General features: G+C 66.0%; 23 protein-coding genes, 1 tRNA gene and 2 pseudogenes. 9 read left to right on the top strand and 17 right to left on the bottom strand.

Translation table 11 applies throughout. From position 1 onward, the window contains the following. Positions 1-116 precede the first annotated feature (116 nt). On the top strand, positions 117-977 hold the full coding sequence (gene folD / locus AB4851_RS22060; RefSeq protein WP_414442533.1) for a bifunctional methylenetetrahydrofolate dehydrogenase/methenyltetrahydrofolate cyclohydrolase FolD: 861 nt from the start codon (positions 117-119) through the stop codon (positions 975-977). Positions 978-1,234: 257 nt separating this feature from the next. Then, positions 1,235-3,322: a M3 family metallopeptidase gene (locus tag AB4851_RS22055; protein WP_414451446.1), complete on the top strand. Its 2,088-nt coding sequence runs from the start codon at positions 1,235-1,237 to the stop codon at positions 3,320-3,322. Between the two features lie 110 nt (positions 3,323-3,432). Here the strand turns inward: AB4851_RS22055 and dinB are convergent, their stop codons facing one another. Next, positions 3,433-4,575, bottom strand: coding sequence for a DNA polymerase IV (gene dinB / locus AB4851_RS22050; RefSeq protein ID WP_414451913.1), 1,143 nt, complete (start codon positions 4,573-4,575; stop codon positions 3,433-3,435). Between the two features lie 162 nt (positions 4,576-4,737). Beyond that, positions 4,738-5,373 (bottom strand): LysE family translocator, encoded by a 636-nt coding sequence (locus tag AB4851_RS22045; RefSeq protein ID WP_414451445.1) that lies wholly within the window; start codon positions 5,371-5,373, stop codon positions 4,738-4,740. A gap of 202 nt (positions 5,374-5,575) precedes the next feature. Between AB4851_RS22045 and AB4851_RS22040 the strand changes: the two genes are divergently transcribed. Continuing rightward, a complete protein-coding gene (locus AB4851_RS22040) occupies positions 5,576-6,268 on the top strand; it encodes an aspartate/glutamate racemase family protein (protein ID WP_414451444.1) in 693 nt (230 codons plus the stop codon). Positions 6,269-6,333: 65 nt separating this feature from the next. On the opposite strand, the gene AB4851_RS22035 is transcribed toward AB4851_RS22040, so the two are convergent. The 4 genes from AB4851_RS22035 to AB4851_RS22020 form a co-directional block, all read right to left on the bottom strand. Beyond that, positions 6,334-7,563, bottom strand: coding sequence for a lactonase family protein (locus AB4851_RS22035; protein WP_414451443.1), 1,230 nt, complete (start codon positions 7,561-7,563; stop codon positions 6,334-6,336). 206 nt (positions 7,564-7,769) lie between these two features. Next, entirely contained in the window at positions 7,770-8,042 is a 273-nt protein-coding gene (locus tag AB4851_RS22030) for a pentapeptide MXKDX repeat protein (protein ID WP_414442539.1), read from the bottom strand. 77 nt (positions 8,043-8,119) lie between these two features. Further along, a complete protein-coding gene (locus AB4851_RS22025; RefSeq protein ID WP_414451442.1) occupies positions 8,120-8,899 on the bottom strand; it encodes a molybdopterin-dependent oxidoreductase in 780 nt (259 codons plus the stop codon). A 34-nt stretch (positions 8,900-8,933) separates the two neighbouring features. Continuing rightward, the gene (locus tag AB4851_RS22020; RefSeq protein ID WP_414451441.1) at positions 8,934-9,593 is read right to left on the bottom strand and encodes a cytochrome b/b6 domain-containing protein; all 660 of its coding nucleotides are present in this window, start codon (positions 9,591-9,593) and stop codon (positions 8,934-8,936) included. A gap of 417 nt (positions 9,594-10,010) precedes the next feature. Between AB4851_RS22020 and AB4851_RS22015 the strand changes: the two genes are divergently transcribed. After that, on the top strand, positions 10,011-10,559 hold the full coding sequence (locus tag AB4851_RS22015) for a sigma-70 family RNA polymerase sigma factor (protein ID WP_414451440.1): 549 nt from the start codon (positions 10,011-10,013) through the stop codon (positions 10,557-10,559). Further along, entirely contained in the window at positions 10,559-11,200 is a 642-nt protein-coding gene (locus AB4851_RS22010; RefSeq protein ID WP_414445624.1) for an NrsF family protein, read from the top strand. Before AB4851_RS22015 ends, AB4851_RS22010 begins: the two co-directional genes overlap by 1 nt. 57 nt (positions 11,201-11,257) lie before the next feature. On the opposite strand, the gene AB4851_RS22005 is transcribed toward AB4851_RS22010, so the two are convergent. Next, positions 11,258-11,875 (bottom strand): TetR/AcrR family transcriptional regulator, encoded by a 618-nt coding sequence (locus AB4851_RS22005; RefSeq protein ID WP_414451439.1) that lies wholly within the window; start codon positions 11,873-11,875, stop codon positions 11,258-11,260. Between the two features lie 92 nt (positions 11,876-11,967). Next, positions 11,968-12,744: an exodeoxyribonuclease III gene (gene xth, locus AB4851_RS22000; RefSeq protein ID WP_414442544.1), complete on the bottom strand. Its 777-nt coding sequence runs from the start codon at positions 12,742-12,744 to the stop codon at positions 11,968-11,970. 244 nt (positions 12,745-12,988) lie between these two features. Here xth and AB4851_RS21995 point away from each other — a divergent pair. Then, positions 12,989-13,065 (top strand) — tRNA-Met (locus AB4851_RS21995). 244 nt (positions 13,066-13,309) lie between these two features. Here the strand turns inward: AB4851_RS21995 and tssJ are convergent. From tssJ to tssB, 9 genes and pseudogenes are all read right to left on the bottom strand, one after another. Beyond that, positions 13,310-13,837 (bottom strand): type VI secretion system lipoprotein TssJ, encoded by a 528-nt coding sequence (tssJ, locus tag AB4851_RS21990; protein ID WP_414451438.1) that lies wholly within the window; start codon positions 13,835-13,837, stop codon positions 13,310-13,312. A 13-nt stretch (positions 13,838-13,850) separates the two neighbouring features. Continuing rightward, entirely contained in the window at positions 13,851-14,975 is a 1,125-nt protein-coding gene (gene tssG, locus AB4851_RS21985; RefSeq protein WP_414451437.1) for a type VI secretion system baseplate subunit TssG, read from the bottom strand. Then, the gene (tssF, locus tag AB4851_RS21980; RefSeq protein WP_414451436.1) at positions 14,939-16,753 is read right to left on the bottom strand and encodes a type VI secretion system baseplate subunit TssF; all 1,815 of its coding nucleotides are present in this window, start codon (positions 16,751-16,753) and stop codon (positions 14,939-14,941) included. The genes tssG and tssF overlap by 37 nt, the downstream gene beginning before the upstream one ends. A 9-nt stretch (positions 16,754-16,762) precedes the next feature. After that, on the bottom strand, positions 16,763-18,355 hold the full coding sequence (gene tssA / locus AB4851_RS21975) for a type VI secretion system protein TssA (RefSeq protein ID WP_414451435.1): 1,593 nt from the start codon (positions 18,353-18,355) through the stop codon (positions 16,763-16,765). Then, positions 18,352-18,771 (bottom strand): hypothetical protein, encoded by a 420-nt coding sequence (locus tag AB4851_RS21970; RefSeq protein ID WP_414452009.1) that lies wholly within the window; start codon positions 18,769-18,771, stop codon positions 18,352-18,354. Before AB4851_RS21970 ends, tssA begins: the two co-directional genes overlap by 4 nt. A 13-nt stretch (positions 18,772-18,784) precedes the next feature. Next, a pseudogene (locus AB4851_RS21965) lies at positions 18,785-18,847 on the bottom strand (hypothetical protein); the annotation flags it as partial. 127 nt (positions 18,848-18,974) lie between these two features. Continuing rightward, positions 18,975-19,184: pseudogene (locus AB4851_RS21960) on the bottom strand (hypothetical protein); the annotation flags it as partial. An 84-nt stretch (positions 19,185-19,268) separates the two neighbouring features. Beyond that, positions 19,269-20,801, bottom strand: a complete 1,533-nt coding sequence (tssC, locus tag AB4851_RS21955) for a type VI secretion system contractile sheath large subunit (RefSeq protein ID WP_414451434.1) — start codon at positions 20,799-20,801, stop codon at positions 19,269-19,271. A 73-nt stretch (positions 20,802-20,874) separates the two neighbouring features. Beyond that, entirely contained in the window at positions 20,875-21,387 is a 513-nt protein-coding gene (gene tssB / locus AB4851_RS21950; protein ID WP_414451433.1) for a type VI secretion system contractile sheath small subunit, read from the bottom strand. 423 nt (positions 21,388-21,810) lie between these two features. Between tssB and tssK the strand changes: the two genes are divergently transcribed. From tssK to AB4851_RS21935, 3 genes are read left to right on the top strand one after another with little or no spacing between them, the layout of a single operon-like run. Next, the gene (gene tssK, locus AB4851_RS21945; RefSeq protein WP_414451432.1) at positions 21,811-23,163 is read left to right on the top strand and encodes a type VI secretion system baseplate subunit TssK; all 1,353 of its coding nucleotides are present in this window, start codon (positions 21,811-21,813) and stop codon (positions 23,161-23,163) included. A 26-nt stretch (positions 23,164-23,189) separates the two neighbouring features. Then, positions 23,190-23,888: a DotU family type IV/VI secretion system protein gene (locus AB4851_RS21940; protein ID WP_414451431.1), complete on the top strand. Its 699-nt coding sequence runs from the start codon at positions 23,190-23,192 to the stop codon at positions 23,886-23,888. Beyond that, positions 23,885-25,645 (top strand): OmpA family protein, encoded by a 1,761-nt coding sequence (locus AB4851_RS21935; RefSeq protein WP_414451430.1) that lies wholly within the window; start codon positions 23,885-23,887, stop codon positions 25,643-25,645. The genes AB4851_RS21940 and AB4851_RS21935 overlap by 4 nt, the downstream gene beginning before the upstream one ends. Positions 25,646-25,681 lie beyond the last annotated feature (36 nt).

The raw sequence follows: 25,681 nt of genomic DNA, 5'->3' as shown, positions 1-25,681 counted from the left end.
GCGCCAGCGCTGCCCGATGTCGGGTCCCGACAGGCGATGGGTATAATTCCGTGCCTTGCAGCGGCCGAACCGCGTTCGCCGCGCCCCCGCTTTCCCAATCCGGACCGAATTTCACCATGACAGCCACCCTGATCGACGGCAACGCCCTTTCCAAGACCCTGCGCGCGCAAGCGGGCGAACGCGCCGCGGCCCTGACCGCACGCGGCCACCGCCCCGGCCTGGCGGTCGTCCTGGTCGGCGACAACCCGGCGAGCGAGGTCTACGTCCGCAACAAGATCAAGGCCTGCCAGGACAACGGCTTCTACTCGAAGAAGGACCTGTTCCCGGCCACGCTGTCCGAAGGCGAACTGCTCGCGCACATCGACGCGCTGAACCGCGACCCGCTGATCCACGGCATCCTCGTGCAACTGCCGCTGCCGGCCCATATCGACAGCCACAAGGTGATCGAGGCGATCGCGCCCGAGAAGGACGTGGACGGCTTCCACGTCGCCAACGCCGGCGCGCTGATGACGGGCAAGCCGCTGTTCCGCCCGTGCACGCCATACGGCGTCATGAAGATGTTCGAGGCGCACGGCATCGATCTGAGCGGCGCCAACGCGGTGGTGATCGGCCGCTCGAACATCGTCGGCAAGCCGATGTCGATGCTGCTGCTCGAAGCCGGCGCGACCGTCACGATCTGCCACAGCAAGACCCGCGACCTCGCCGCCCACACGCGCCAGGCCGACGTGGTGGTGGCCGCGGTCGGCAAGCGCAACGTGCTGACGGCCGACATGATCAAGCCTGGCGCCGTGGTGATCGACGTCGGCATGAACCGCAACGACGAAGGCAAGCTGTGCGGCGACGTCGATTTCGACGGCCTGCGCGAAGTGGCCGGCTTCATCACGCCGGTGCCCGGCGGCGTCGGCCCGATGACGATCACGATGCTGCTGATCAACACGCTCGAAGCCGCCGAACGCGCGGCCGACGCGGCGGCCTGAGCGCCGCGCGCTGTCATAACGTATTGTCTGTACCCGCTTCACGCCTCACCGCCCTTGCGGCCGCGCTCGGATCTTTCCCGCGCGCGGCCCGTCAAAACGCAGCATGCCGGCCGCTTCGGCGGCACGCTGCCTGCCGTTTCCAATCGCCGCGTTAGAAACTTCCGATTGGAAACCGGCAACACCGCCCCAATAATGTCGACATGCCGCGGCCACGCAGCCGCGCCGTTCATTCGCCATCCGACCCCGCAGGGAGCCCCATGTCCGTCAGCGCCAACGCCAATCCGCTTCTCGATTTCTCCGGCCTGCCCCGCTTCGGCGAGATTCGTCCCGACCATGTCACGCCCGCCCTCGACGCGCTGCTCGAGCAAGCCGGGCGCACCGTCGAACACGCGGCCGATCCGGCCACGCCGGCTACCTGGGCCGACGTGGTCGAAGCCGTCGAGCGCGTGACCGAGCCGCTCGGCCGCGCCTGGGGCATCGTCGGCCATCTGAACGCCGTCGCCGACACCCCCGAATTGCGCGCCACCTACGGCGAAAACCTGCCGCGCGTGACCGAGTTCTGGTCGAGCGTCGGCCAGAACCTCGCGCTCTACGAGAAGTACAAGGCGATCGCGGCCGGCGCCGAATACGCCACGCTGTCGGCCGAGCGCCGCAAGATCCTCGACAACTCGCTGCGCGATTTCCGCCTGTCCGGCGCGGAGCTGCCCGAAGATCGCAAGCCGCGCTTCGCCGAGTTGCAGGAGCAGCAGGCCGCGCTGTCGAAGGCGTTCTCCGACCACGTGCTCGACGCGACCAACGGCTATGCGTACTACGCGCAATCCGAAGCCGAACTGGCCGGCCTGCCCGGCGACGCGATCGAAGCCGCCCGCGAAGCGGCGCAGCGCGAAAGCAAGGACGGCTGGAAATTCACGCTGCACTTCCCGTCGTATTTCCCGGTGCTGCAATACTCGGAAAACCGCGCGATGCGCGAGACGATGTACCGCGCCTACGTGACGCGCGCCTCGGAACTCGGCCCGCAATACGGCGGCGGCAAGACCGAATGGGACAACACCAGGATCGTCGCGGAAACACTCGCGTTGCGCCGCGAGGAAGCGCAGATGCTCGGCTACGCGAACTTCGCGGAAGTCTCGCTCGCGCCGAAGATGGCCGAATCGCCGGCCCAGGTCACCGCGTTCCTCGAAGATCTGGCCGTGCGTGCGCGTCCGCACGCGGAGCGCGACTGGGAAGAACTGCGCGCGTTCGCCTCGGGCACGCTCGGCATGAGCGAACTGGCGCCGTGGGATATCGCGTTCGCGGCCGAGAAGCTGCGCGAGCAACGCTACGCGTTCTCGGAAAACGAGGTCAAGCAGTACTTCCCGGAGCCGGCCGTGCTTCAAGGCCTGTTCACCGTCACCGAAACGCTGTTCGGCGTGAAGATCCGCCGCGACGACGCGCCGGTCTGGCATCCGGACGTGCGCTTCTTCCGCGTCGAGAACCCGGACGGCACGCTGGTCGCCCAGTTCTACCTCGACCTGTACGCACGCGAAGGCAAGCGCGGCGGCGCCTGGATGGACGACGCTCGCACCCGCGCCAAACGCGCCACGGGCGTGCAGACGCCGGTGGCCTACCTGACCTGCAACTTCTCGGCGCCGGTCGGCGGCAAGCCCGCCTGCTTCACGCACGATGAAGTGATCACGCTGTTCCACGAGTTCGGCCACGGCCTGCATCACATGCTGACGCGCGTCGAGGAACTCGGCGTGTCGGGCATCAACGGCGTGGAATGGGATGCGGTGGAACTGCCGTCGCAGTTCATGGAGAACTTCTGCTGGGAATGGGACGTGCTGACCTCGATGTCCTCGCACGTCGAATCGGGCGCGTCGCTGCCGCGCGAGCTGTTCGACAAGATGCTGGCCGCGAAGAACTTCCAGAGCGGCCTCGGCACGCTGCGCCAGATCGTGTTCTCGATGTACGACATGCTGCTGCACATCGATTTCGATCCGGCCGGCACGGTGGGCGCGGTGGAATTCGCGCGCGACATCAACGAGCGCTTCCACGTGATCCCGCAATCGCCGTTCTCGCGCTGGCCGAACACGTTCAGCCATATCTTCGCGGGCGGTTACGCGGCCGGCTACTACAGCTACAAGTGGGCCGAGGTGCTGTCGGCCGATGCGTACGCGGCCTTCGAGGAAGCGGCGAAAGCCGGCGGCACCGTGCTCGACGCGGCCACCGGCACGCGCTACCGCCGCGAGATCCTCGAAGTGGGCGGCAGCCGCCCGGCGATGGAATCGTTCAAGGCGTTCCGCGGCCGCGAGCCGGAAATCGACGCGCTGCTGCGTCACAACGGCATGACGGCGACGGCGCACTGAGGCCGGCACGGCCCCGAACCAGCGGCGCACGACTGACGCGCTGCCGGTGCACGACGGCGCTCACTTCGCAGTGAGCGCCGTTTTTCATTGGCCGCAGCCGGGCGCTCGGCTCAAGGCGCGACGATGCCCTCGCCCGCTTCATCCTCACCGTTGCCGTCCTGGCCGTCGCCTTCATCGTCATCGTCATCACCGAACAACGCGATCTGGCCGTGCCGCTCGGCCGTATCCTCATCGACACGCACGCCCACGCCGAGCAGCCGCACCGCCTGCTGCCGCCGCACCAGCCCTTTTTCGAGCAGCGCCACGGCAGTATCGGCATCGGTCGCCTCGGCCACGCATTCGACCGTGGTGCGCTGGAAATCGGCGAAACGGATCTTCACGAACAGCTTGCGGATCGTGCGCAGCGAATTGGTGCGCGCAATCCGCGCGTCGAGCTGGACCACGAGCTTGCGCAACTCCTCGGCGCATTGCGCGGGCGTGGTCAGATCGCTCACGTAGGTGTTTTCGACGCTGACCGACTTGCGCTCGCGATCGGCATGCACGCGCCGCTCGTCGATGCCGCGCGACAGCTCGAACAGCCGCCGGCCGAACGAGCCGAATTCGCGATGCAGGTCGATCTGCGACCAGCCGCGCAACTGCGCGCAGGTCTCGATGCCGAGCCGCTCCAGCTTCGCGGCGGTCACGCGGCCCACGCCGAACAGCTTGCGCACCGGCAGCGCGGCCACGAACGCGTCGATCTGCGGCGGGCGCACCACGAACAGGCCGTCGGGCTTGTTCCAGTCGGAGGCGATCTTGGCGATGAACTTGTTCGGCGCGACGCCGGCCGAGACGGTCACCCCCACCGTGTCGCGCACGCGCTCGCGAATCTCGCGCGCGATCAGCGTGGCGCTACCCTGGCAGCGCTCGGCGCGGCTCACGTCGAGGTAGGCCTCGTCGAGCGACAGCGGCTCGACCTCGGGCGTGTAGTCGCGGTAGATATCCATGATGGCGCGCGACGCGATGCGGTATTTCTCCATCGACGGCGGGATGATCAGCAAGCCCGGGCACTTGCGCATGGCCAGCGCCGACGACATCGCCGAATGCACGCCGAAGCGCCGCGCTTCGTAATTGCAGGTGGCGATCACGCCGCGCCGGTCGGGCCGGCCGCCGACCGCGAGCGGCCGCCCGCGCAGCGAGGGATCGTCGCGCATCTCGACGGACGCATAGAAGCAGTCGCAATCGAGATGGATGATCTTGCGCGCGAACGCCGCCACGCCGCCCGGCGAGGCGGACGGCGCAACGGAATCAGCGGAATCGAGGGGCGTGGCGGGCGTATCCAAGGTAGCGATACTGTACAAAAAAACAGTGCCGCCGTGTTGTCGCGTTGCGATTTTGCCTGCGTGGGCAAAACCGGCCGGCGGGGCCGGATCAGCGGTTTATCCGTGCCGAAACGCGGCCAGTTTGGCGGCCAGCCCGAGGAAGAACGCACCGAGCGCCCGGTCGAGCCACGCCGACACGCGGCGGTTGGCGCGCAGGCCCTGCGAGAGCCTGGCGCCGAGCACGATCAGCGGCGGCTCGATCAGCGCCGCCACGGCGATGATCAGCGTGCCGTGCACGCCGAGCTGGAGCGGTACCGGGCCGGCGCCCGCCACCACGAACTGCGGCAGCAGCGCGAGAAAGAAAATCGCCACTTTCGGATTGAGGATGTCGATCAGCACGCCCTGCCGGTAGACCTGCGCGACGGTGCGCGGCGGGGGCGACGGGATTTCGAGCGCGCCGCCCTTCGAGCGCAGCGACTGGATGCCGAGCCAGGCCAGATAGCCCACGCCGATCCACTTGACGGCCAGAAACAGGCTGGCCGACGCATACAGGATCGCCGACAGCCCCACGGCCGCGCACGCCACATGGAACAGCGCCCCGCTCCATACGCCGAGCATGGCCGCGAAACCGTGCCGCCGGCCATTGCGAACGGTGTGCCCGAGGATGAACGCGATGTCCGGCCCCGGCGCGATATTGAGCAGCACGGCCATGCCGAAAAACGCCATCCAGTGAGCCGGGTCGTAGTGCAGCATGGGAGCCGTCCTTGCGCATGCAAGCGCCGCAGAGTGGTCAGGCCACGAGCATACGGCAGCCGCGCTCGCCCGATCAACCTTCGCCGTCATGGCCCGATCGCTCGATCCGTACCGGCCGTTCCCGCCCCGAACCGTACCGCCACCGCGGCGGCCCGCGACCTATACTCGGCAGCACCTCACGACCCACACGCACGGAGTATCCATGAAAACGATCGGCCTGATCGGCGGCATGAGCTGGGAATCGTCGGCGGAGTATTACCGGCTGATCAATCGCGAATCGAAGGCGCGGCACGGCGGCCATCACAACGCGAAAAGCGTGCTGGTGACGGTCGATTTCGCCGAGATCGAGGCCTTGCAGCGCGAACAGGACTGGCACGCGCTCGGCGAACGGATGGCCGGCGCGGCGCGCCAGCTTCAGGCGGCCGGCGCGGACCTCATCGTGCTGACCACCAACACCATGCACCGCGTGGCCGAGGCGATCGAGGCGGCCGTCACGCTGCCGTTCCTGCATATCGCCGACCCGACCGGCGCGGCGCTGCAGGCGGCCGGCGTGCGCCGCGTCGCCCTGCTCGGCACGCGCTACACGATGGAACTGCCGTTCTACGCGCAGCGGCTCGCCGAACGTTTCGGCATCGAGGTGCTGACGCCCGATGCCGACGATCGCGAGACGGTGCACCGCGTGATCTACGATGAGCTGTGCCACGGCCGGATCGAGGCCGCCTCGCGCGCCGCCTACGCGGCCATCATCGGCCGGCTGGCCGAGCGCGGCGCGCAGGCCGTGATCCTCGGCTGCACCGAGATCACGCTGCTGATCGGCGAACAGGATTCGCCGCTGAACGTCTACGACACGACGGCGCTGCATGCGCACGCCGCCGTGGCGTTCGCGGCGGATTGAGCTACAAGCGGCCCGTGGGCTCGGGCCGCTTGTAACGGCTCAGGGCCGCCCAAGGCCCGCCCGCGTCAGATCCCCGTCATGCCCTGCAGGCTGATCTTCGACTGGGTGTTGGCCGGCTGCTCGCCGAGCTTGGTCAGCGCGCCGTTCGCGCCGATCGCATACGCGACGATCTTGTCGTCGCCGGCGTAGTCCTGGTAGAGGAACTTGCCGTCCGGGCTGACCCACGAATCGTTCGCGAACGCCGACGTTTGCCCCGCGACCGGCGTTTCGGTGGCGATCGACGCGTTCACCAGCGCCATCTTGCCGGTGCTGTCGATCGAGAACAGCGAGATCGCGCCGCTGCCGTTGCCGATGTAGGCGAAACGGTTGTCCGGCGTCACGGTGATCCAGCACGGCGCGGCCTGGCCGGTCACGGTGATCGGCGAACCGGTCGAGGCGAACGCGCCCGTCGACGACGAGAAGCCGAACGATTCAACGGTGCCGCCCGCCGCGTCGGTCACGAAATAGCTCGACGCCAGCGCACCCGAGCCGAAGCGCGCGCCGAACGGGCCGACGCCGATCGAGCTGCTGTCGACCGGCGTGCCGAGCGTGCCGTCGGCCTGCACCGGGAAGGCCAGCAGCATGTTCAGCGGCGCGGTCGGCGTGACGGTGCGCAGGAAGCCGTTGACGATCACGTACTTGCCGTCGGGGCTGACCGACACTTCCGTCGGCAGCGCATCCTGCACCACCACCGCGTACTGGCCGATCGAGGTGAGCTTGCCGTCCGCGCCAAGGCGGTAGGCGCCCAGTTCCTGCGCGCCCTGCTGATGCGTGACGTAGAGCACGCCGTTCGCGAACGCGAGCGAAGTCGGCCGCACGCCGCCCGTGGGCGACACCGCCAGCAAGCTCAGATCGCTGCCCGAAATCGCGAACACGCTGACGGTGTTGTCGCCCGCATTGGCGACGAACAGGCGCGTGCCGTCCGGCGAGACCACGACGCTGTTGTTGCTGGTCAGCGCGTCGGGCGCGACGATGTTGCCCATGAAGTAGTTCACGCCGTTGGTGCCCTTGCCGCCCGTCGCCAGCACGGGCTTGGCGGTCAACGTGCCGTCGGCGTTGCGCACGAAATGCAGCACCGCGTTCTGCGTGTCGTTGGTTTGCGCGAACAGTTGCGCGGTCTTCTGCGGCGCGGGCGCCGGCGTGGACGCGGGAGCCGGCGCGGAGGCCACGGCCGGCGGCGTGGGGGTGTCGTCGCTGCCGCCGCATGCCGCGAGAATGGCCGTCGTGGTCAGGGCCGTGATCAATTTGAGCTTCATCCGTTTCACCTTGGTCGTCAGTAGTCGGGTTAGCGATCGTTGCTTGCTGGTTTCTCTCGATCGCGCGCCCATCAATTCGGGTAACTGAAGGTTGCGGTTACAACGGATTAAAAAATTTCTGCATGATTTTCCGCTTGCAGGAAGGCGTAAACGACGATGCCCGCGGGCCTGGCGGCACCGCGGGCATCGTCGTGCCGTGCGACGGCTTACTTCGACATGGCGTCCTTGCCCATCGAATCCTTGCTCATCGAATCCTTGCTCATGCCGTCCTTGCCCATCGCGTCATGCTTCATCGCGCCCTTGCCCATCGCATCGTGCTTCATCGCACCCTTGCCCATCGCGTCGTGCTTCATCGCGCCGTTGCCCATTGCGTCGTGCGACATCGCATCGTTCGACATTGCGCCGCTTGCTTGCGCGAATGCCGCCGTTGCACCGATGCTCAGCGTTGCCGCCACGATTGCCATTGCCAGTTTCTTCATGATTTGCTCCTTGCCGGGTGAAAAAAAATCGGTCCTTTCGATGCGGACCTGTTGATGAATCGTTCGCGCGCAGCCCGTCAGGACCCGCCGAACCAGTTGTAGCCCTGATCGACCCAATAGCCGCCCGGGTACACATTGGTGACGAAGATCTCGACGATATGCTTCGGGTTCTTGTAGCCCAATTTCGTCGGCATCCTCAGTTTCATCGGATAGCCGTATTTCGCCGGCAACCGTTGACCGTCGTAATCGAAGGCGAGCAGCGTCTGCGGATGCAGCGCGGTGGCCATGTCGATGCTTTCGTAGTAATCGTCAGCGCAGCGAAAGCCCACGTATTTCGCGCTGGTATCGGCGCCGATGCGGCGCAGGAATTCGGAGAACGGCGTGCCGCCCCAGCGGCCGATCGCGCTCCAGCCTTCCACGCAGATATGCCGCGTGATCTGCTCGGCGTGCGGCAGCGCATACAGTTCGGGCAGCGTCCAGGCGCGCTGCCCCGTCACGAGGCCGCTCACCTTCAGGCGGAAATCGCTGCCGTCCACCTCGGGCACGTCATCGATGCCGTAGAACGCGTTGAACGGAAACGGCCGCGTGATCTGCGCCTCGGTATAGGTGGGCGCCAGCGCGCGCGGATCGAACAACGCGGCCTGCACGCGATCGTTCAGCCGCGACACGGCGGAAAGAAAACCGTCCACCGAGGCGTCGTCGCTCAGCGTGCAGCCGGTCAGCATCGACAGGCCGCCCAGCGTCAGCATCCGTTTGCCGAACAGGCGCCGCGACGGCATCGCGAGTTCGCGCTGCGCATCGGCGAGCACGATCTCGCGGTCGATGCCAGGTTGGGCGGGAAGGTCGTTCCGTTTCATTTCGAAGTCCTGATATCGCTTGGGGCGCGCCGGCTCAACGGCCGCGCAACATGGTCAGCAGCGAGCGCGGCACCAGCGCCACCATCGCCACGTGAACGATCACGAACGCGGCCATCACCGCCATCGCGCAGAAGTGCACCACGCGCGCCGTGTCGTAGCCGCCGAACAGCTCGCGCAGCAGCGGGAATTGCACCGATTTCCAGATTGCCAGCCCCGACAGCACCAGCACGATCAGGTCGACGATCACCCCCACGTAGGCAAACTTCTGCACCGCGTTGTAATGAGACGGATCGTCGTGCTGAAGCTTGCCGCGCAGCGCCGCGGCCAGGTCGCGCAGCACCGCGCGCGGCGACAGCGGCAGGAAGCGCGCCGCGAAACGGCCGGTCGCCACGCTCATCGTCAGGTACGTCAGCCCGTTGAACACCAGCAGCCACATCGCCGCGAAATGCCATTGCAGCGCGCCGCCGAGCCAACCGCCGATGGTCCACGACGACGGAAACACGATCGACGGAAACACCGGCGAGGCGTTGTAGATGCGCCAGCCCGACAGCATCATCAGCAACGCGGCCAGCGCGTTGAGCCAATGGGTGACGCGCAGCCAGACCGGGTGCGCCGGCCGGGCACGCGGCGCGCCGGCGGGGGCAGCACGGCCGGATCGGGCCGGAGGGGCGGAGCGGGTCGAAAGCAGGGTCATGTCGGGCTCGCACGGCATCGTTCGATGCGCCAGGTTTCATCGTGGGTCGCCTGCTCGTCGAGCAATGCCACCCGTTACGACAAGCAATTCGGCAGCGCGGGCGTGCCGGTTACAGCGCCCTGAAAATATTTTTTGCGGAAGGGGAAATCGGCCCGGCCGGACGGGCGAGGCCGGCAGGCCGCCCAAAAAGGGAGCAAACGAGAAAAGTCGCGCCAGACAAGACGCGAAGCGCGCAACGGCGGGGCGATGCGGCCAGGCCCGGTGCTTGCAGGGGCCACACCGTTCGGCTATTCTAAAACACTTGCTCTAGAATCCTAGCCGTCGCACCCAGGCGCGCGATCCGCGCCGCCCAAGGTCGATGCCAGTCCGGCGATGCGCCCCGCCCGCGTCAGCCGCCCCGTCATCACAGGACCACCCTTGTACGCAGCGGAAGACCGCCTGAAAGCGCTGTTCGTCAGCGGCCTCGACGGCAACGCCCAAGACTATCGCGGCTTTCTGCAGGAATTGACGCGTCACCTGCGCGGCTACCTGCGCAAGCGCATTCCGCAGATGCACGACGATGTCGAGGATCTGGTCCAGGAAATCCTGCTCGCCGTGCATCATGCGCGCCACACCTATCGCAGCGACGAACCGCTGACCGCCTGGGTCCACGCGATCGCACGCTACAAGCTGATGGATTTCTTCCGTTCGCGGTTTCGCCGCGAATCGCTCAACGTGCCGTTCGACGACGATCACGAAGCGATGTTCACCGCGCCCGACGACGAGCCGGCGCAGGCGCGCCACGACCTCGGCAAATTGCTCGAACATCTGCCCGACAAGCAGCGGCTGCCGATCCTGCACGTGAAGCTGCAAGGGCTGTCGGTCACCGAAACGGCGGCGATCACCGGGCTGTCGGAATCGGCCGTGAAAGTGGGCGTGCATCGCGGGCTGAAGGCGCTGGCCGCCAAGATCCGGGGCCAGCGATGATCGATACCGACGACCTGATCGAACTGCTCGCGGCAGGCCTCGTACCCGGCCGCCGCGATCCGATCCCGCGTCACTTCGGCGTCACGCTGCCACTCGGTTTCGCCGGTTCGCTGCTGCTGACCTGGTTCGTGTTCGGCTGGCGGCACGACCTGGCGCTCGCCACGCATGCCGCGCTGTTTTGGGTCAAGCTGGCGTTTCCGCTCGCGATCGCCGTGATGGCGTTCCTGCTCGTGCAGCGTCTCGGCAGGCCGGGGCTGCGCGGCGGCTACCGCTGGTGGCTGCTCGCCGTGCCGTTCCTGGCCGTGTGGATCGGCGGGGCCGCGCTGTTGATCGCCGCCGCGCCCGACGCGCGGCTGCCGATGCTGCTGGGCCACTCGTGGCGCAGTTGCCCGTTCAATATCCTGCTGCTGTCGGTGCCGAGCTTCGCGGCCGTGTTCTGGGCCATGCGCGGCCTTGCCGCCACCCAGCCGCGGCGCGCCGGCGCCGTATCGGGGCTGCTGGCCAGCGCGATCGCGACCGTCGCCTACTGCCTGCATTGCCCGGAGATGAGCCCGGCGTTCTGGGGAGTGTGGTACGTGGCGGGGTTGTTGTTGCCGGCGGCGATCGGCGCCTTGGCCGGGCCGCGCCTGCTGCGCTGGTAGGCGCGAAGCGACGACGCCGCGAAGCGCGCGGTCGTTCTTGTCGTGTCTGCGGTTCGCTCAGGCCGCGCGGCGCGCGTCCGGCGCGGCCAGCGATGCGCCGATCATGGCCAGCATCGGCCGCACCGCATCTTCCAGCAGGTCGCGCTGCGGCCGCACGCGCGCCAGCACGCGCAGCCCCATCAGCATCGTGAACAGCATCCGCGACACGTCGCGCGCGGCCAGCGTGGCCGGAATCGAGCCGGCGGCCTGCCCCGCCTCGACGCAGCGCAGGAAAAACGCCTCGACGTCCTTCAGGATCGATTCGAGCACGGGCTGGAGATCGGCGTCGTGCGGCGCCAGTTCCACGGCGGCGTTGACGATCAGGCAGCCCTTGCGCTGCGCATCGTTGACGGTCAGGCGGATGATCTCGTCGAAGAACGCGACGATCGCATCGCGCGGCGGCAGGCGATGCTCGAAGCGGCGCACGCGGTCGCGGAAGCCGCCTTCGACGTAGCGCTCGAACGCCCGCATGTAGAGCGCGCGCTTGTCGCCGAACGCGTTGTAGACGCTTGCGCCCGTCATGCCCATCGTGGCGGCCAGGTCACGCACCGAGGTGGACGTATAACCGTACGCCCAGAACTGCGCGATCGCGGCATCCAGTGCGGCGTCTTCGTCGAATTCGCGTGGGCGAGCCATCGCTGCTTGCTTCTCCGTGTCGTGGTGCGGCCGCCGTTGCGGGCCGCGCCCGACATTTTAGATCAATCGTTCTGGAACGTGCCGAGCCGCGCTCAGTCCAGCGTCGCGATCACCGGCGTATGGTCGGACGGCTGCTCCCACTTGCGCGGCTCGCGGTCGACTTCGCAGGCCGTGAGCGTGGTGGCCAGCGCCGGCGACAGCAGGATGTGATCGATGCGCAGGCCGGCGTTGCGGCGGAAGCCCATCATCCGGTAATCCCACCAGGTGAAGGTTTTTTCGGGCTGCTCGAAGCGGCGGAACGCATCGACGAAGCCCATCTCCAGCAGCGCCGCGAAATGCGCGCGCTCCTGCGGCGACACCAGGTTCTGCCCTTCCCACTTGGCGGGATCGTGCACGTCGCGATCCTCGGGGGCGATGTTGTAGTCGCCGAGCAGCGCGAGCTTCGGATAGCGCGCCATTTCGCTCTTGAGCCAGGCTTGCAGCGCATCGAGCCATTGCAGCTTGTACGTGAACTTCTCCGAGTCGGGCGCCTGGCCGTTCGGGAAATAGGCCGAGACGATCCGCACGCCATTCACGGTGACCGCGATCACGCGCTGCTGCGCGTCCTCGAAGCCGGGGATGTTCTTGACGACATCGGTTTCGTCGACGCTCAGGCTGTCGCGCACGAGAATCGCGACGCCGTTATAGGTCTTCTGGCCGGTAAACCAGCTGCGATAGCCGGCCGCCTCGAGATCGGCCTTCGGGAATTTCTCGTCGGGGAGCTTCAGTTCCTGCAGGCAGAGCACGTCGGTGTGGCTCGACGCGAGCCAGTCGAGCACATGCTGCTTGCGCACGTTCAGGGAATTGACGTTCCAGGTGGCGATCTTCATCGATGCGGAGTTCCGTGGTGAATCAGGGGCGGCGCGCGCGTATCGCGCTTGCGCGGCGAGGCGGTTCGAAGGGGATGCAAACACGCCGGATATCGCGCGGGCGGCCTGCGCCGCGCGGTCAGACCGGCTCGACGGGAGTGTACCAGCGGAGAGGATTTGTTCCGTTCGCACGGGCGCCGTGAAATTTTTTTCGCGCTAGCGTTTGACACATGCGCGTAATACCCCTATACTCGATTTTCTCAGACGCGGGGTGGAGCAGTCTGGCAGCTCGTCGGGCTCATAACCCGAAGGTCACAGGTTCAAATCCTGTCCCCGCAACCAGATATTCAAAGGGTTACAGCTATCGGCTGTAACCCTTTGTGCTTTTCGGGCCGCTTTTCGTCTTGCAGTTGGTCGTGCAGTTGCCGCGCCTGCCTCAACGTAAGGCCATCGCTTGCTTCGCAACCGAACGTGCGCCGCCCAACCGGCATCACGCCCGGGTTACGTCCCCTCCTCTCCATCGATCGTCGTCACAAGACGGCAGCACCACGTCGACGTTCAACCATGGAAACCGGATGACCGATCGCTAACGCGACGAATCAGCGGTCCCCCCACGGGCCAGCACAATCTGATCGACCAATTCGAGCTTCAGCGGCTTGTCCGCATCGAGCTTGGTTTTCTCGATCACGAATTTCCATCCATCGCCGCTACCGGGGTGACGATAGAACGCCACGACGGCAATAAATTTCGTGTCGGCCCGCATCGGCTGCGAAAGACTCGCGGCCCCGCCCGGGTTCAGCACCGTCGCGAGACTCGCCTGCAGATCCTGCGCCAGCACGACCCGGTCGTTTTTCAGCAGATCCTCATAGGACGCACCGTCGAACATCTTGCGATCCTTCAACTGATACACGCGCACGGCAACCGACGTCGCACGCCCCGCCTCGTCGGGATTCAACGCTTCGCGAGCGGACAGATCGACGTCGAGCACCTTGACCTGCTTGAAGAACGTTGCGCGGTACGCACTCGACGACGCGTCGGAAACGGCCTGCCAGGCGCCGCATCCCGACAAAAGCGTGGCAACAGCCACGGTGAGCAAAATAAAACGAATAAGCATCGGCCATCTCCGATCAGGCAGGTTGAAGCAAATAGGGATTCGGCTCGGGTGCGGGAACAGCGAGGTAGCGACCGAGCGCAATGTTGATCAGGCGTTCGCCCTCGGCGGGCAGCACCGTAGTCCATCCCAATCGCGGCGCGGGATCGAGGTGCCCTCGGCCGATCGCCGGGCGCGGTACGAACCGTGACGACATCTCCATGCGCAGGTGGACATCGGCCTTGACGCCCACATACAACTGCACGAATGCCATCAGATCGCGGTGCAGCGCCCCACCGGGCAACAGGCCATTCGCCTGCCGCTCGTCGGCGGGTCGCAACGTCACACGCACAGCCCGGCCGCGGTAGGTCATTCGCTTGCCCAGGACATAGCCGCTACCCAGGCCGCCGCGCCGGCCGTTTTCCGGTTCGGCGCCGGCGCGCGCCGACGTCAGCGGACAGGGCCGGCCGGTCGATGTCATGACAGGCCAAAACTCGTCGACCCGCACGCCCACGCCCGGAATCGCCAACGCCACCACGCCCGCCAATCCTTCCGGCGTACGCGTGCGCTGAATCAGCAGCCCCAACAGCGCCAGCATCCTCGAATCGGGCAAGCCCGCGCGCTTCGGCTTGTCGCCCCAGCCGAACCCGGCCAGGCAAAGCAGGTTGCGCGAATGGACGTCCACGCCGCCGGGCCGGAAATGTTCGGGGTAACGGTACTTGCGCCACGCGCGATACAGCAACGTGACGTACCGGTGGTTGAACTGATCGAGAAATGCCTCGACCGCCTCGTGCCCTTCCTCACGCAACGCGATCTCGTCGATCATGTGCGACGGCATCGCCGCGTCGACGCCATACAAGCCCATGAACGTCGTGCACACGACCGGCGGCGCATCCGGCCACACGTCGTCGAACTCGACCGACGCCACTTCGCCGGTCGGAAAACCCAGGCGCGGCCTCGGCCGGAAACGCACCGGCTCGTGGTCGAGCGCATCGCGCGTACCGAAGCCGGCGCGATCGGGCGCGCGCAACTCGAGCAGCCGGCAAAGCTGCATGAAGTTCATGCGCGGTGCGCGCGCCAGCAGCGACGCGACGAGCGGATCGAGATTCGGAAGCCCGGTGTGTGTCATAGCGCGGCTCGCTGCGCCTTGCTTCGCGGCCATTCGATCCGCTCCTGCGACGGCAGGCTGGTGATTGCGAGCTTCGTGAACAGGTTGAGGTCGGCATAGAGCGCGAAGAACCGGTGCAGCAGTTCGCCGAACAACATCAAATCGCCCTCCCCGACGAATGCGTGACTGTCGAGCGTGACCTCGATCGCGACGCCCCGCTCGACCGAGCCGCCCGATACCTCCTCGATCAGCGCCTGCGATACCCACAAGATGCCCGCGAGCCGACGACGGTTCAATTCGTCGTCGGTCCAGTCGTAGAGCGCGAGCGCGCCGCGCAATACTTCCGCGTTCATCATCGACAGGAAGTTCGGCGCCAGATGCGACAGCACGCGCCATTGGAACCGGTCGTCGGTCGGCGGATACAGCGGCAACGTCGGCGAAACGAGATTGCGCACCCCGGCGACGTTCTGCGTGCTGCCCGCAAGCTGGTCGAGGCTGGCTTCACGCAGGCCCTTGCGCGGCAGCATCCCGTTCGTGCCCGTTACGCGCAGCGACAGGCTTTCCTCGGGAAGCGCCTCCCTGGCATCCCACGCGTGACCGCCGAGGATCACCCAGGTCTCGTGCAAGCCCGACATGCCGGGCCGCACCCGCGAATGGAAATAGCGCTCCGGCGCCTCGTGGCGCAGCATGCCGCCGCGGTGCCGGAACGTCGCGAACGGCACGTAGGCATATCGCTCGGCCGTTTCGTGATCGAACGCCTCGATCGCATCGACGCAATACGTTTCGACATGCTCGCGCTGATGGCCGGCCGGCACCACGCGATACTCGGTTTCGTGATGGTCGATCTCGATCGGCTCGGCATCGAGTTCGAACAGGTTGATGACCGGTGAACAGAACAGCCGGACGTTTTCCGCGCCGAAGCGCTGGTCGGTCGGGTAGGCCTGCGTCAGCACGATCTCCAGCTCGAAGCGGGTCGCGCCTTCTGGCAACGCTGCAACGTCCAGCCCGCAAAGATCGACAAACAGGAATTTCTCGCGGAACGTGAAATATTCGAGCAGCAGTTGATACCCCGAGAACCCCGCGTCGGCATTCGGCCACAACCGCTCCTCGGTCGAGAACCCGGCCGGCTCGATCGTGACGCCAGCGAGCGGCACGGCGTCTGCGTCGCGGACTTCCGGTATGCGCCAGACGATCGTGTCGATCCGACGCGTCAGCGCGAGGTGCATCGCGAACGCCGTCGGCAGGTCCGCGCTCAGATGCAGACGCAACCGTGACAGGTCCGTCTCCGTGCGAAGCGCCGATCCGTCGAGCGCGAAGCCGAGCCGAATCACCGAGCGGCCATCCTGGCGCAGAGCCGGGCCGGCATGCGTGATCGAGATCGGCTGCAACGCGACGGGCTGGGTGGTGCGATACAGGCACTGGACCGTCGTCGGTGCCGTGCCCTCCGCACCGGCGGCCGGCGGCACCGGGATCGGTGCGGAGCGCACCGGCACGCCGGCCGGCACGATTTCGGTCTTCTGCAACTTGCCCGCGAGCGGCGCCAGCTCCACGATCGACAACGACGGAATCATCCGCAGATAGTGCGGCCACAACAGGCTGACCAGCCCTTCGGTCAACTCCGGCAGTTCGTCGTCGAGCTTTTGCCGAAGCCGGCCGGTCAGGAATGCGAAACCTTCGAACAGCCGCTCGACATAGGGGTCGCGATCGCCGACGCGATCGAGGTTGAGCAGGCGGGCGCGATCGGGATGCGCCTTCGCGAATTCCTTGCCGGATTCACGCAGGTAACGCATTTCCGCTTCGTAATAGCGCAGGATCGGATCGTTGTTTTCCATGGACTTCCGTTACGAATGAGTCAGCGCGCGCGCCGGGTCGAGCACGGTCAGCTCCGCGTGCAGGTCGGCGATGCGGCGCGCCAGCGCCGGCTTGTCGGCATCCTTGCGGTGGCTCGTCGCCGTCAAGGTGCGCACGAGCTGCTGCTTGACCTCGAATGCCAGCGACGGCTCCCAGCGAATCAGCGGGAGCGATCCGGCCAGCGCGTCGAGTTCGGCCAGCAAGGCGAGCGCCGCATCGGGCCGCCCGGCATGGTCGGCCAGACGCGCCATCACGAGCCGTTGGAGATAGCGGTGCCGCGCGGTCTTCATGCCGGGCAGCGCATCGAGCCACGCGAACGCGGCCTCCACGCCATCGCGGCCAGCGAGATCCCGCGCTTGCGCTTCGATTTCCGGCCAGTCGCCGGCCTCGCCTTCGCCATTCGCCGATACCAGCAGCGGCTCCACCGCCTCGCCCGCCTCCAGGTCGCGCACCACCGCGTGGCGCGCGATCCATTCGAGCGTCGTGTCGTCCGCGAACGGTGTGCCGTCGTCGAATGTCAGTCGTTCGATGCCGGGCAGCCGCGCCAGAAACAACGCGAAATCCGCGCGCAGCAATTCGCTCCATGCTCGGTATGGCGCGCCGACGTGATCGAGCGCGACGTGCTGGAAATATTGCAGATCGAACCAGAGGTGATTCACGCCCTCCATGAACGCCCCCTCCACGCGTTCGAGCAAGGTGTGCCATTGCTTCTGCAGCACAAGGCGCTTCATCTGCTGGCGCAACTCGGAACGCGGCGGGACGAGACGCGTATGCAACGCCGCATCCGATGGCGGCACGTCGTGCAAGGTGTCCCATCGGACGCTGCGCACAACGCGCGCCGCCGGCAGGTAGCCGTTTTCCTGATCGCGCAGCCACGCCGACATCGCGCGGGCCTGCTCGAGCAGATCGCGCGCCGACGCTATCGATCCGCCCGCCGCGCTCGGCGAGACCACCATGGACGGGATTGCCGCGTCCGCACCGACGCTGCGAACCGGCTCGTCCTGGCCGTGGAAGCGGGCAACGAGCGGCTGCAGATTCGGACGCGCGGCTTCGGGCCACGCGCTCGTTCGAGCGACGAGCCTGTCGAGCGCCGCCATCACACGCTCGGCATCGGCGGGCGTGAACGCGTCCCGGCTATCCAGCGTTTCGATCATTCGGGCCGTTGCGAACATGTCCAGCGCGGCTCGCTTCGCTTCGGCGCGCGCCGGCGACATGGCTTCGCCAAACCGGTCGACCAGCCACGCAGCCAGCTCGATCGCATCGGCAAACCCGGCCGGACCATCCATGCGAAGCCGCGCGAACGCGTAGTAGCCGGCCAGACGCAGATCCTTGCCGGTCTCCTTGAGCAACTGCTCGCAGAGACGAGCAATCAATCCGTCGTCGATGCCCGACAACTTGTTCGCCTCGTCCTTCAGTTCGAAGAACGCGTCTTCATAACCGGGGTCGCGACCGCATGCGTGCTCGCCCGCGATCGGGGCAAGCCACGCCGCCCAGGGTTCCTCATGCGAATCGAGCGGCGAATCGAGCTGCGAATCGCTGCGCGGGCCGACGACGAGCGTCTTTACGAAATGGGCAAGCGTCATTGAATGTCTTCGAGCGCCAATGCGTCGCCCAACAAGCGGAGGGCGTATCCGAACGGGCGGGACGCGGCATCGGACGATGACGCCATCGTCACCGGCGGCAACATCGCCGCGTGAGGATCGGTTGATGGAACACGGCCGCCGGACGTGACCCGCGGCGCCATCGTTTCAGGCGATTTCGTCGCGGTGAGTTGGCGGTCTGCCGTATCTGCATTCGTGGGCATGGCAGCGTCCGGCAACGGCACGTGGCCCGGAAGCCCCGGCGGCAACGGCACGGTGGCATGACGGGCGGCCACGATCGCCTCGGCCGGAAGTGGCGGCGGATTGGCCGTCGACGCGATCGGCGCGGCGTTCACGACATGCGTCGCGAACGCCCGTGCCGGCAGCGTGAAGCGGCGCCACCTCGGGAAACGACGCATCGTTATCGAAATTGACAAACGGATAGCGGCCCGCGAACGTCCTACTCCGGTCGGCGACGATCGCACTGCGCCACATCTCGTCCAGACTCAAGGTCGTCGGCTATGCGACGGCCCGTCATGTTTGAGCGAACGGCACGCGAAACAGATCGCCGAGACGCCCCCCTGCTCACCCAGGCCCGCGTAATCGCCGGCGGTCGGCAACCCAGGTTCGGATCCACCGGCGCAACGGTGAATTTGGCGGGGCGCCCGACGACCTGGTTCATCGGAATGCCGGCCATCGGGCTCGTGAACTCGATGTCGTAGCAGTACAGCTCGCTCACCGCATCGCGCCCCGCGAAGCGGAGTACGGAAGCTGGCGCCGGGTGCGGCGCCAGCTTCAATTCATATGCCTGCGACGGCAGTACCATCGACATTTTTTTCTCTCAGGTTCGCCCGCACGGCACCGACACCGGAGCAAGGTCAGGCGCTCCGGTACGTCATGCGACGGGAAACATCGATCAGCCCTTGGCCTTCGGCATCTGCGACACCAGCGACAGCCCGATATCCATGCCCTCCACCTGGAAATGCGGGACGATGAACAGCTTGATGCGGAAGAAGCCGGGGTTGTCGTCGATGTCCTCGACGCTCACCTTCGCATCGCGCAGCGGATGCGATGCCTGAAGCTCGTCGCCCGGGTCCTTCATCTCGGTCACCAACCCCTTGATCCAGTTGTTCAACTCGAGCTCGAGCAGACGCCGGTCCTTGGTGGTGCCGATGTTCTCGCGCTGAATCAGCTTCAGGTAGTGCGCGATGCGCGAGAGCAGGAAGATGTACGGCAAGCGCGCATTGATCCGGCTGTTGGCCGTGGCTTCCTTGGTCTCGTACAACGCCGGCTTTTGCGTCGAACTGGCCGAGAAGAAGCAGGCGAAATCGTGGTTCTTGTAGAACGACAGCGGAATGAAACCGAGATTCGCAAATTCAAACTCGCGCGTTTCCGGGATCAGCACTTCGGTCGGGATCTTCGGCTGCACGCCCGTGCCGAGGTCGTACAGGTGCACCGGCAGATCCTCGACCTTCCCGCCCGCCTGCGGGCCGCGAATCTGCACGCACCAGCCGTTGTTGACGAAGCTGCGCACCATGTTGGCGGCGAACGCGAACGACGCGTTGACCCACAGATATTTATCGTGATCGGGGCCTTTGACCGCCTCGTCGTAGTTGAACGCGCGCACCGGCGTGGTGTCCTTGCCGTACGGCAGCCGGCCCAGCACACGCGGCATGGTCAGGCCGACGTAGCGTGCATCGTCGGTGTCGCGGAAGCTCTTCCACTTGATGTATTCGGCGCGATCGAAGTAGTTGCCGATGTCCTGAATCGCCGCCACGTCTTCCATCGACTGCTTGCCGAAGAACGCCGCGCCCACCGAACCGATGAACGGCATGTGCGCTGCCGCCGCCACTTTCGAGATGTTGCGCAACAGCGCGATATCCACCGGCGAATTCGCGAACTCGAAATCGCTGATCATCGCGCTGATCGGCTGGCCGCCGGGCGTGTCGTATTCCTCGATGTAGGTGAGCCGATACAGGCCGCTCTGGATCAGCTCCGGCGTGTCTTCGAAGTCGCGCTGCAGCGCGTCCTTCGAGACGTCCAGCACTTCGATTCGGGCGTTCTTGCGGAAATCGGTGCGAGAAACCAGCATCTTGAGGCCCCGCCAGCGGCCTTCGAGCGCCTGGAATTCCGGCGTATGCATGACCGCATCGAGCTGGCGGCTGATCTGCCGGTCAAGCTGGCCGATATGGAAATCGAGCAGCGACTTGTCCAGGCGATCGACCGGCCGGCTTTCCTTCGCGATCAGGTTGAGCAGCGCATCCATGCCGCGCGCGACACGCTCGTCGGCCGATGCCTCGGACAACGCATCGTTGTCGCGAAACGCCTCGATCGGCCGCGCTTCGGCCACCGGTTTCAGGTTGATCTTGTTGCACAACGCGGCGTACACGCTGTCGTGGTCCAGCACGAGCGTTTCCGTGATGCCCTGCTGCGATTCGTTCTGATGCATGGTTCTGTCGGCCTCGTTTCGAATGGATGAATGATTGCGGGAAGCGGTCACGGCCGTCTTCGGCCGGCCGCGATCACGCATGGCCTTCCTGTTGCAAGGTGGCCGTGGCGATCTGCCCGAGCTCGCCACGCAACTTGTCGGACAGGCGCCGATCCTTCAAAACCTTCTCGAACTCGCGGCGGAACGTGCTGTTATCGAGCAGGTTCGACTTGAGGTCACGCAATAGATTGCGCATGGCCAGCATGGCTTGCAGCTCCGGAATCTGGCGGGCAACCTGCTCCGGCTCGAAATCCTTCATCGAGCGAAACGAGAGATTCACCGGCAGTTCCGAGCCGTCGCCGGCCAGGGTATTGGCCGCCGCCATCTTGAGATCGGGTGCGTAGTCGGCCAGAACGGCATCGAAATTGTTCTTGTCGACGTTGACCTTGTTCCGCTCGGCAAGCGGCGCCTGCTCACGGCCTGCGCTGAAATCGCCGGCAACCAGCAGCTTCAGCGGAAGCTCGACCTTCTTCCGGGCCCCGCCCGTATGCAGATCCAGGGTGATCGAGACGCGACTCTTCGGAATTTCGCGCTGAAAGCTATCCATAGGATTCCTTATCTATCTCTCAGGTTCATGACGCCTTCGGAGCGCCTTTTATGTGATGGCTGCCGTTCGTACCACTTCGATTCGAATCGGAATTAAACATGTTTACCTCATCAACGTCAAAGAATTTTAATTTCCAAAAAAATAATTGAAATTATCATTCCATCTCCACCAAAATTTCGTCAACCACCCAATTGCGAATTCCCACTCACGTGGTGTAAGCATAATCATCGGCGCGGAATGACAATCAATAAATTTGACGGGAATCAAATTTAAGCAGATCAGCAACTATTCATCTTCAAAAATATCTTAAAAAATCCATCACCTTAATATCCAAACAAAAACTTAAGATCAGACCAAAAATATACCAACAAAGATAAAAACAATTACCTCATAACAGCGCACGACAAACCGACGACCACACCTATGCGGATCCACAAACCGCTCTGGCATGAGGGCTTGATCCTCACGCAACAACACTTCCAGCAACAGGAACGATGGGCCGGGTTCGCGATGCAGCAGATCGCGGCGGCGGCACTCGCCGAGCCATGGGGCACCCTCGCCGTCGAAATCGACGAAGAGGCACTGGTCACGGCGCGCCTCAAGCTCACGCGGCTGATACTGCGCTTGCCCGACGGCACGCCGATCGACACGACCCTCGCCGATGCGCTGCCTGCCGCTCGCGACCTGACGCAGGGCGTGCCCGCCGATCTGCAAAGCGTCGTCGTGCTCGCGGCGCTGGCCTTACCGGATGCGAACGGCAGCAATTGCCGCTTCGACGAAACCACACTGGCGCGGCCCCGTCGCGCATATCGAGAGTTCGCCAAGGTCACTGATCTGAATGGAACCGACGTGGCCGAAATCGCGGCCGAACGTCATGCGGTGCGGCTACTCTTCGACTTCGAGTCGCACGCCGACGACACGGTCTGCGCGATCGCGCGACTCACCCGTGGTTCCAACGGTCAGTTTCAGGTCGATCGTCGGTTCGTGCCGCCATGCCTGACGCTCGCCAGCCATGCGATACACCTCGAACGAGTCCATCGCCTGGCCGATATCCTGCACGCCAAGAGCCTGGCGCTCGGCAGCCGCCGCAGCGAACGCCTCGAGCAGGTGGCCGAATACGGCGTGGCCGACGTGCAGTTGTTCTGGCTGCTTCATTGCATCCACGCCGCATGGCCGCAGCTCAGGCTGTTCGCCACGCACCCGGGCAGGCCACCCGAGCACTTGTATTCGACGCTCGCCCAACTGGCGAGCGCGCTCATGACGTTCTCCACCAACGCCCGGCTCACCGACATTCCGGCGTACGACCACGCCTGCGCCGACGAGGTGTTCGCCACGCTCGAATCGATGATTCGCACGCTGCTCGACGCCATCATTCCGTCTCGGGTCGTGTCGATCGATCTCACCCGCAAAGGGCCGACCACCTGGTCCGGCCAGTTCCTCGACGAACGCATCGTGGCGGACACGGCAGACTGGTATCTGTCGATCAACGCGCCGCTGCCCGCGTTCGAACTGGTCGAACAATTCCCGCGGCTTTGCAAGATCGGCGCGCCCGACGATGTCGAACACATCGTCAATTCGGCGCTGCTCGGCATTCCGCTGAAGGCCGTGCAACGCGTGCCGGGCGCGATTCCCGTGCGCCTGGACAACCACTACTTCGCGCTGGACGCATCGAGCACGGTGCACGCGAAGATGCTTGCCGCGCGTGCCTGCCAGATCTATCTGCCCGCATCGATCCCGGATGCGTCGCTCGAACTCTACGCGGTGCTGCGTTCATGATCACTTCGCGTCCCGATCCCCAAGCGATGTCCCCGACGCCGAGCGTCTTGGCCGGCAATCCGCCCGGCGAAGGGATTCGCGATTTGCTGCGCGACACCGCGCTGCTGGTGACCACCCTTGCCTCGGGCGGACACACGCAGGACGCGCATGCGTTGCGTGAGCGCTGCAAGCAATTGGTCGAACAGTTCGGGAGCGATCTGGCACGACGCGGCTTTCCGGACGACGTGCGCAACGAGGCGCGGATCGCCCAATGCGGCTTGCTCGACGAAGCGGCGCTGCGGTATTTGCCCAGCGAATTTCGATCCGGATGGGAGCACACGCCGCTGCAAGTGGAGCAGTTCCATCTACATGACGCCGGCGAGCGCGTGTTCGAGCGGCTCGATGCGCGCCTGCTCGAAGCGTCGCCGCCCATCGCGCTGCTCGAGTGCTATGCGGCGATCCTCGGCATGGGCTTCGCCGGCCGATATGCCCGCTCCCGCGCGGCTGAACGGACCGTCTTGATCGAAGCGCTGAACGCCCGGCTCGAATCGCTGCAAGCCTCCCCGGGTCGTCCGTTCATGACGCATCGCGGCGGCCGACGCGCGTCGGACTGGCTTCACCGGCTGTCGCCTTGGGCGATCGCCGGCATCGCCTGCGTTGTCGCGGCCATCACGTGGGGCGCGTGGTCTACCGCACTCGATGCGCAGCTTGCGCATCTCGTTTCGGCCAAGGCCGCGCGCCCGTGAAATCCGACCTCTCTGCTCTCGCCGAGGCGTCGACGCGCCGCCCCGATCGCGGCCACGAAGGGCTCGGATATCCGGCCCGCCTCGTGGTCGCGTTCGCGGCAGCACTGGCGCTCGCCGTGATCTGGCGCGTGCTTCGGCTCGACGCCGGCACCGCCTGGGCGCTGTCGGCGATCGTCGGGCTCGCCATGTTCGCGCTGATCGGATGGCACACGCACCGGATAGCCGGCGCGCGCCGCCAAAGCGCGCACGTGCTTTCCACCCTGGGCGCCACGACGGCGGACGTGCCGATCAGGCTGCGCACCCGCATGCCGCTCGTGCTCGTAACCGGCGACGGGCTGCCCGAGTTGTTCGACCGAGCGGGCGAAATTCGGCATGTGCTGATTGGCGACGGCGCCATCTGGCTGCGCGTGGATCGACCGCAAGACCTGCCGCAGCTTGCCGTTGCAGTCAGGCAATGGCGCGACGGACGCGCCCCCGACGGCATCGTGCTGTCGCTCGCACCGGCCTTGCATGCGGAAGCCGACGTGGTGACGCACACGTTGCGCGCCATTCGGCAAGCCACCGGCGACGCGGCCCGAATGCTGGGCACGCGACTGCCGGGCTATGTCGCCGTGTATCAACGGCTCGCGCCCGGCCCCTTCGGTATGGCACCACCACGGTGGTACGGCATGTCCTCGGCTGCGCCTCTGGCGGGCAACGCCTGCTTCGAGCCGGCAATACGGGCGGCGGAACGCGAAATCCTGCAAGCGAACGGCGATCATGGCGCCGCGACCCGCGCCGCCGCGCTGGCGTCGCTCATCGCATGGACACGGCGCGCCGTATTCGACGCATTGACCGATCGGCAACAGCCAGCGCCGCCGTGGTTGCTGTGCGGGGCCGGCTGGATCGACTGCGGCCCCGCGAGCCACCCGGGCAATCCGTGGGCGCGCGATGTCGAGATGCGGACCCGGGTAGCGCGCGCGGCCTCCTCGGCCTCGCCAACGCCGTGGCCACTGCCGCAGCCGCTGATCGAAGCGATGCCGCCGCGACACTGGAGATCGCCGCGCCTGGCCGCCGCAGGCCACGCGCTCGCGCTGCTGGCCTGTGCGGCGACCGTCGCGACTTGGGGCGCGGCGAACAACAACCAAAGCCTGATGAAGCGCATCGACACCGATCTCGGCCGCTACTCGGCGATCCCGGCCGACCACGATGCGGCAAGACGCGATGCGCGGCGCGTGCTGGTCGCGCACCGGGACCAGCTCGACCGCTATGCGCGTGCCGGCACACCGTTGTACCTGTCATTCGGCATGTATCGCGGCGCGGCGCTGTTGCCGGCCTTGAACGACGCGATCGCCTCGTACATGCCACCGCCGCCACCGCCTGCGCCGCCCGCCGTCGTCACGCTCGACAGCATGTCGCTGTTCGACAGCGGTCGCGCGCGCCTGAAGCCCGGCTCGAACCGCGCAATGATCGGCGCGCTCGACATGATCAAGGCGCATCCCCACAAGCGGATTCTCGTCGCCGGCTACACCGACGACGTCGGCAGCCCCGGCAGCAACGAAGCGCTTTCCACGGCACGCGCGCAGGCCGTGCGCGACTGGCTGGTCGACGCATCGGGCATCCCGGCCACGCGCTTTGCCATCCAGGGCTACGGCATGACGCGGCCGATCGCGAGCAACGCCACGCCCGACGGACGCGCCCGGAACCGCCGCGTGGAAATCACCCTGGTTCCGGATGCGAGGCAGTCAACAACCGATTGGGCCCCCGACGCGTTCTGATCGAGGGTTTGGGAAGCCCGGAGGCTGGCTCCGGGC

Origin of the sequence: Burkholderia sp. 22PA0099, from assembly GCF_047497165.1 — a bacterium.
Taxonomy (GTDB): domain Bacteria; phylum Pseudomonadota; class Gammaproteobacteria; order Burkholderiales; family Burkholderiaceae; genus Burkholderia.
Note: the sequence above shows the minus strand (reverse complement) of the source record. Positions and strands in the feature narration are given on the sequence as shown.

What these genes read in the sequence shown, in the direction of transcription:
- tssF (WP_414451436.1), bottom strand. Translation starts at nt 16,753, where the DNA reads ATGGAAAACAACGATCCGATCCTGCGCTATTACGAAGCGGAAATGCGT.
- AB4851_RS22045 (WP_414451445.1), bottom strand. Translation starts at nt 5,373, where the DNA reads ATGCTGCACTACGACCCGGCTCACTGGATGGCGTTTTTCGGCATGGCC.
- AB4851_RS21970 (WP_414452009.1), bottom strand. Translation starts at nt 18,771, where the DNA reads ATGCGTCGTTTCCCGAGGTGGCGCCGCTTCACGCTGCCGGCACGGGCG.
- folD (WP_414442533.1), top strand. Translation starts at nt 117, where the DNA reads ATGACAGCCACCCTGATCGACGGCAACGCCCTTTCCAAGACCCTGCGC.
- tssK (WP_414451432.1), top strand. Translation starts at nt 21,811, where the DNA reads ATGCGGATCCACAAACCGCTCTGGCATGAGGGCTTGATCCTCACGCAA.
- tssA (WP_414451435.1), bottom strand. Translation starts at nt 18,355, where the DNA reads ATGACGCTTGCCCATTTCGTAAAGACGCTCGTCGTCGGCCCGCGCAGC.
- AB4851_RS21940 (WP_414451431.1), top strand. Translation starts at nt 23,190, where the DNA reads ATGTCCCCGACGCCGAGCGTCTTGGCCGGCAATCCGCCCGGCGAAGGG.
- tssC (WP_414451434.1), bottom strand. Translation starts at nt 20,801, where the DNA reads ATGCATCAGAACGAATCGCAGCAGGGCATCACGGAAACGCTCGTGCTG.
- AB4851_RS22025 (WP_414451442.1), bottom strand. Translation starts at nt 8,899, where the DNA reads ATGAAACGGAACGACCTTCCCGCCCAACCTGGCATCGACCGCGAGATC.
- AB4851_RS22020 (WP_414451441.1), bottom strand. Translation starts at nt 9,593, where the DNA reads ATGACCCTGCTTTCGACCCGCTCCGCCCCTCCGGCCCGATCCGGCCGT.
- AB4851_RS22005 (WP_414451439.1), bottom strand. Translation starts at nt 11,875, where the DNA reads ATGGCTCGCCCACGCGAATTCGACGAAGACGCCGCACTGGATGCCGCG.
- AB4851_RS22055 (WP_414451446.1), top strand. Translation starts at nt 1,235, where the DNA reads ATGTCCGTCAGCGCCAACGCCAATCCGCTTCTCGATTTCTCCGGCCTG.
- xth (WP_414442544.1), bottom strand. Translation starts at nt 12,744, where the DNA reads ATGAAGATCGCCACCTGGAACGTCAATTCCCTGAACGTGCGCAAGCAG.
- AB4851_RS22040 (WP_414451444.1), top strand. Translation starts at nt 5,576, where the DNA reads ATGAAAACGATCGGCCTGATCGGCGGCATGAGCTGGGAATCGTCGGCG.
- AB4851_RS22030 (WP_414442539.1), bottom strand. Translation starts at nt 8,042, where the DNA reads ATGAAGAAACTGGCAATGGCAATCGTGGCGGCAACGCTGAGCATCGGT.
- tssB (WP_414451433.1), bottom strand. Translation starts at nt 21,387, where the DNA reads ATGGATAGCTTTCAGCGCGAAATTCCGAAGAGTCGCGTCTCGATCACC.
- AB4851_RS22035 (WP_414451443.1), bottom strand. Translation starts at nt 7,563, where the DNA reads ATGAAGCTCAAATTGATCACGGCCCTGACCACGACGGCCATTCTCGCG.
- tssJ (WP_414451438.1), bottom strand. Translation starts at nt 13,837, where the DNA reads ATGCTTATTCGTTTTATTTTGCTCACCGTGGCTGTTGCCACGCTTTTG.
- tssG (WP_414451437.1), bottom strand. Translation starts at nt 14,975, where the DNA reads ATGGCCGCGAAGCAAGGCGCAGCGAGCCGCGCTATGACACACACCGGG.